Source organism: Ensifer sp. SSB1 (genome assembly GCF_016652895.1).
In the GTDB taxonomy this organism is placed as follows: Bacteria; Pseudomonadota; Alphaproteobacteria; order Rhizobiales; family Rhizobiaceae; genus Ensifer.
Genome location: NZ_JAEPRP010000285.1, coordinates 1 through 5,549, shown reverse-complemented (window position 1 = coordinate 5,549; position 5,549 = coordinate 1). Strand labels below are relative to the sequence as shown.

General features: G+C 59.4%; 4 protein-coding genes. All 4 read left to right on the top strand.

Translation table 11 applies throughout. The features are described from left to right. Positions 1 to 476 precede the first annotated feature (476 nt). The 4 genes from I8N66_RS35775 to I8N66_RS35760 all read left to right on the top strand — a co-directional run bounded on the left by I8N66_RS35775 (position 477) and on the right by I8N66_RS35760 (position 5,490). Positions 477 to 2,405 carry a ParB/RepB/Spo0J family partition protein gene (locus tag I8N66_RS35775; RefSeq protein WP_291164816.1) on the top strand — a complete coding sequence of 643 codons (1,929 nt, stop codon included), beginning with the start codon at positions 477 to 479 and terminating at the stop codon, positions 2,403 to 2,405. A gap of 564 nt (positions 2,406 to 2,969) precedes the next feature. Beyond that, positions 2,970 to 4,247, top strand: coding sequence for a plasmid replication protein RepC (gene repC / locus I8N66_RS35770; protein WP_291164813.1), 1,278 nt, complete (start codon positions 2,970 to 2,972; stop codon positions 4,245 to 4,247). Next, positions 4,244 to 4,756, top strand: coding sequence for a thermonuclease family protein (locus tag I8N66_RS35765; protein ID WP_291164810.1), 513 nt, complete (start codon positions 4,244 to 4,246; stop codon positions 4,754 to 4,756). The genes repC and I8N66_RS35765 overlap by 4 nt, the downstream gene beginning before the upstream one ends. Before the next feature lie 401 nt (positions 4,757 to 5,157). After that, the gene (locus tag I8N66_RS35760; protein ID WP_192358188.1) at positions 5,158 to 5,490 is read left to right on the top strand and encodes a DUF736 family protein; all 333 of its coding nucleotides are present in this window, start codon (positions 5,158 to 5,160) and stop codon (positions 5,488 to 5,490) included. The last annotated feature ends 59 nt before the right edge of the window (positions 5,491 to 5,549 follow it).

Genomic DNA, 5,549 nt, shown 5'->3' with positions numbered 1-5,549 from the left:
AGTCTATCGGATCGAGGAATAGGCGTCTCTCGTCGTTGTTCACAGACTGATAGAACCGCTTGCCGGGGCCAGTCGATCCCGGTTCCCGGCTGATCGCCGGCGCTAATGCTGAACCTCCTGCGGCGGGCCTTTTAACCGGTCAAGCGGTGCGCGAACGGGCTTCGGCCGCTGCGCTAAACCTGCGCCTGGTACGCTCATTGTTGCTTCGGCAGGGAAAGGATGGCCCTGCCCCCTCTCCCCCGCAAGGGGAAAATCGGTCTCCCCGTCCTTCCTTCGCTCGCGGTGGCTCGCTGCGTGCAGGATCGGCCCGGATCCGCTCCGCGGATCGCGCGCGCCCCTCCGGGCGGGTGATCCCCCTCCGATTTGTCCCCTTGCCCCCTCTCCCCCGCTGTTCCGCACGAGCTCGAGAGCAGGAGCGGGCTCCTGCCCCTTCGGGCACGAGGGTCGCTTCGCGGGAAAAGGAAAAGGGAAAAATCATGACCGAGATCATTAGCATTGCATTGAACAAGCTGGACGCCGACCCAAAGAATGTCCGCAAGATCTACGGCGCTGAGGGCGTCGAGGCGCTGGCTTCGAACATCCGAGAAGACGGCTATCGCCTTTTGCAGAACCTCGTTGTTCGCAAGGGCTGCAAGAAGGGGCGCTACTTCGTAATGGCGGGAGGCCGACGCCTTGCCGCGCTCAATCTGCTGGCCGAGGCTGGGGAGATCGCCAAGGACTTCCCTGTCGAGTGCAAGGAGCGCGAAGGAGAAATCGCTACGGAAATCAGCCTTGCCGAGAACATCATGCGCGAGGACATGCACCCGCTCGATCAGTACGAGGCATTCGACGCGCTTGCCAAGCAAGGCAAAGACGTGGCCGACATTGCGGCTCGATTCGGCACGACCGAAATCGTCGTTCGCAGGCGGCTGGCGCTCGCCCGCGTGTCGCCGGTGCTGTTGAAGCTATACCGTGACGAGGACATGAGCTTTGCGCAGCTATCGGCCTTCACCGTCAGCGATGACCACCAAAGGCAGGTGACAGTTTGGAACTCGCTTTCGTCTTGGAACCGCGAGCCCCACTCGATTCGGCGAGCCCTCACGGAGGAAATGATACCAGCGACGGACAAACGCATTCAGTTCATAGGGGGACTGGCGGCTTACGAGGAAGCCGGTGGACCGGTAAAACGCGACCTGTTTGATGACCGCAACGCCGGTTACGCCTTGGATGCGGCTTTGGTTGAGAAGCTGGTCGCCGAAAAGCTCGAGGCGGCCGCCGCCACTGTTCGCGCCGAAGGCTGGAAATGGATTGAGTGCTCCGCGACCGCGCCCGTCGGCTATCACACGATGAAACGACATTACCCGGAAGGCATCGCTCTTTCCGAGGAAGATCAAGCCGCGCTTGATTCAGCACAGACGGAGTATGACGATCTTGCTCAATCATTCGAAAACGGCGTGGCCGACGACGAAGCAGAGACAAAGCTCAAGGAAGTCGAAAGACGTATCGACGCGCTCAATGCCCGCGCGGAGGCCTACAGCCCTGAGGCGCTGGAACAGGCGGGAGCCTTCGTTTTCCTCGACTACTACGGTCGCCTCGCCTGCGAGCGCGGTTTCGTAAAGACAGACGAGAACGCGGAAACGGAGGATAGGGACGACGAGGGCGAGAGCCTGCAGGACGGCAAGGGCAAGGGAGAGCCCAAGGTACCTGCCATCAGCCACTCGGCTGCGCTGATCGAGGACCTGACGGCTCACAAGACCGCCGCGCTGCGCATCGAACTGGCCAACAACCCGGAGGTGGCGCTTGTCGCCGTGGTTCACGCCATGCTGTTGCGCGTGGCCTACCCGTATCACTCGGAGCAGAGCGCGCTTCAATTGTCGCTCACCCATGAGCGATTAGAGCCTTCGATGAAGGACGCCGAAAGTTGCAAGGGACTTACCGCATTTAACGACCTTGCGGACAACTATGGTCATCACCTCCCGGGCAATCCCGCCGATCTGTTTGACTGGCTGATGGAGCAACCACAAGACACCGTGCTTTCGTTGCTGGCCTTTGGGGCGGCGCACTCTGTCAATGCGGTGGAGAAGAAGTTCACGGATCGGAAGAAGGGCATCGAGCAGGCAAACCAGCTTGGCCACGCGCTCAAGGTGTACATGCAGGACTGGTTTGAAACAACGGGCGACAGCTATTTCAGGCACGTCAACCGGACGACCATCGAGCTGGCTGTCGCCGAGGCAAAAGGCAGTGAAGCGGAACTGTCGGTTCGCGCTGCCGCCAAGAAATCCGAAGCAGTGACGATCGCAGATCGTGTTGTTGCCGGAAGCGGCTGGCTACCGTCCCCTGTTCGCTTAACATTGCCCGAGGTGGACGCTGAAATTGAAGCCGGGCGCAACCCTGACGACAATGAGTTCCCCGAAGCGGCTGAGTAAGCTCAGTCGCGGGCCGGTCACGTTCTTCTCCCCGTGATCGGCCCTCCCGCTTCCGAACCCGATGATCAGGAGCCAGGGTCGACCTGGCTCTAATCACGTCGAGAGGAGGCCCATTCCCCCTCCCCTCGAACACCCCTTCCCGCCCATGGATTGTCCGATCCGGACACTGAATACGCATCAATTTGCTTCGACTATAGGCGGTTGCGCATGGAGGCATCGTTTGCGAAAATGGGAGAAAATTACCGAAAAACCAGTCAATTGTAAGAGGCTTTAGTCGCCTTGGGGGCCATCTGATGGCGCACGTTGTTGCGCCAATATGCTTTCTATCGCTATGTTCCCGAAGCAGCGGAATCGGTTCAAATTCCGGCTGCCAATCTGACCATCATTTTGCGGAGAGACACCCGACCAGAAAAGAAAAACCGCTCCCGAAAAATTCCGGAAGCGGTCTGCGAGTCGATAATTTAGCCAAATGCTTTCTCGCAGACCCTCCCTTCCCTGTCAACGATGAATGCACCTATTCGGTGAACGGCGAAGCTTTGCCTGGTCTCAAAATGGAGACGAGGAATGGGGGAAACCCAAATGAACCTGCGGCCCACCGGTCGCCGGATAACCCCGCAGCGTGCCCATTTCCGTCGACTGGCAGAGTCGGCGGAAATGGGCGCAGTTACACGCGCCCAGTTGACGATACTTGTTCAAAGCCTTCCATGCGTGGGCTTGATCAACGGAACGGAAAGCCATCTGCTGTTAGCTCTGATCAACACGGCCCAGGGCGACACATTCGACAAATCGGGTCGTCCGATCATATTTAAGTCCAACCGGCAACTGGCGTTCGAAATCGGCCGATCGGTCGGTCGCGTCAGCCGTATGTTGTCGCGGCTGTTCGACGCCGGCCTGATCACCATGCAGGATAGCGGCAACTACAAGCGCTATCCCATACGCAATAGTGAAGGCGAGATAACGGATGGATGCGGGATCGACCTGCGCATTTTGATCGTTCGGTTTGCCGAACTCGATGAGTTGGTCAGGCGGGCACGCGCCGAGAAGAAGGCTGCAGATGCGGCTTCACGGCGCTACCGAGGGGCGCTCCGCAACGCTCGCCAAGCCCTAGCGATCGCCACCGAGCAGACCGAGCGAGTTGTGAAACTGATCGAAGGCCGCATCGACCGCGTCAGCGATCGTGTCGGGGTCGCCGGAAAGGCCACCAGCAGCGTGTTGCGTCGGGCAACAGCCCTTTTGGAGTGGTTCGTCGAGCGTTTGATGCGACTTCCGCGTCGATCAGCAGAAGGGCATGAGAGCCGGCATGTGACATGCCCGCATGTCGAAAACGACATGCACAAACAGACTACAACCCCCTATTCTCTTGCAGATAGTAACGATGAACGGCGTTCGGCTGACGCCGAACAACGCAATTCCGTTAAGGCTGGCTTCGCCAGCAAATGGGCTTTTGAGGAAAGCCTGAGGCGACGCCGGAGCGAAATCAACCGGCCACAGCACTTGCCGCAGGCAAAGGTCGCCTTGCAAGACGTGGTGAGAGCATTGCCCGCATTGAAGACCTACGGGTTTACGCCCGCCAACTGGGGAGACTTGGCGCGCGCCGCGCCGCTGATGTGCCGATTTGTCGGGATCTCCGAAGATGCCCGGCGCCGCGCCGTCGAACAGATGGGCGAGCAGCAAGCCGCCGTTGCGGTCGCCGTTACGCTAGAGAAATACGACCGGCAGGACGTTAAGTCGCCGGGGGGTTATTTGCGGGCCCTTACGGACCGCGCCGCCGCGGGCGAATTGCATCTAGCCCGCTCTGTTTTCGGGCTCGCCGCCCGAAACTCCAAGGAGATCAAACATTGAGACGCAAAGCTTTACCGGCGTTTTTCGCCATCCTCGTTGTCATTGGTAGTTCGGCCGACGCGGCCGACCTTTTGGGCCGAGCCCGAGTCATTGATGGCGATACCATCAATATTCGAAACCAGCGCATCCGGATCGCGGCCATTGATGCCTGCGAACGCGATCAGACCGAATTGAAAGACGGAAAGATATGGCGCTGTGGCGTCGCAGCCCGGAGCCACCTCGGCAAAATGATCGACGGACAGCATGTGCGCTGTGACATCATTGACCAGGATCGGTATCGGCGCCTGGTCGGCCAGTGCTTTCTCGGCGACATCGATATCGGGCTTGCGATGGTGAAAGCCGGAATGGCAGAGGCAATGTTGCGGTATTTGCCGGCGGCCCACTCAATCAGTGAGGTCGAGTACGGCCAAGCCGAGAACAGAGCCCGCGACAACGGTTTGGGCATATGGTCCGCTGAGATCGAAAGCCCGCACGTCTACCGCCGTTCCAAATCAACCGTGATGCCGTGACCCTGAAATAGCCAGTATCGCGCAATGGCGGAATCGGCTTCCTGCGCCGTATTGCTTCACGCTTTCCGTCGAATTGCTGGAAAACCTGTTGATATCGCCGCAATCATGATTAATATTGATGCAGAATTTGCGGTTGTATGTCGCTGGAGAAACGGGGAAGCGTTGCCAGAGAGGTTCAAGCCACACTCCTCCAAAGCGGTTGCTTGTGACGCTCGTTCGCACGTCGACGCGAATTTGCGCAAAGCCGGACGTCACAAAAATTTCCCCGCCTTCGGCTCCCTCGCGAGAGCCAAATTTTCGCGTCCTCCAGCTTCCTCCGCTCCGCTCCGGCCAGCGGTGCCCATCGCTAACCGCCGTGCCGTCTGAACGATCATCGCAACCGCAAAAGAGGAGTGAAAGACATGAACATCACCAACTTCATCCAGTTCGAAGGCGACGACCTCGCAACCGCAAAGGGCAGCGGCCTCATCTCCACCATCGATCGGGACATGGACATCAAGGTCGTTCCGTTCGACTCGGACAATGAAAAGGCCCCGACGCATCGCGTCTACGCCAAATCACCGCGCGGCCACGACATCGAGGTCGGCGGCATCTGGAAGAAAGACAACCAGGAGGGCAAGCCCTACTACACCCTTTCGATCCGCAAGCTCCGCTACAATGCCAATCTCGGCCGGTTCCCGGGCCAGGACGACGCCTCCCTGCAGGCGATCATCGAGTGGGACGCTCGCGATTGATCCGCTCACAGCGCCCGGCAACCAGCCGGGCGCACACCCTCGAAAGGCCGGAAAATCCG

Coding starts and splice junctions, on each gene's coding strand:
- I8N66_RS35775 (WP_291164816.1), top strand. CDS start 477: ATGACCGAGATCATTAGCATTGCATTGAACAAGCTGGACGCCGACCCA.
- repC (WP_291164813.1), top strand. CDS start 2,970: ATGGGGGAAACCCAAATGAACCTGCGGCCCACCGGTCGCCGGATAACC.
- I8N66_RS35760 (WP_192358188.1), top strand. CDS start 5,158: ATGAACATCACCAACTTCATCCAGTTCGAAGGCGACGACCTCGCAACC.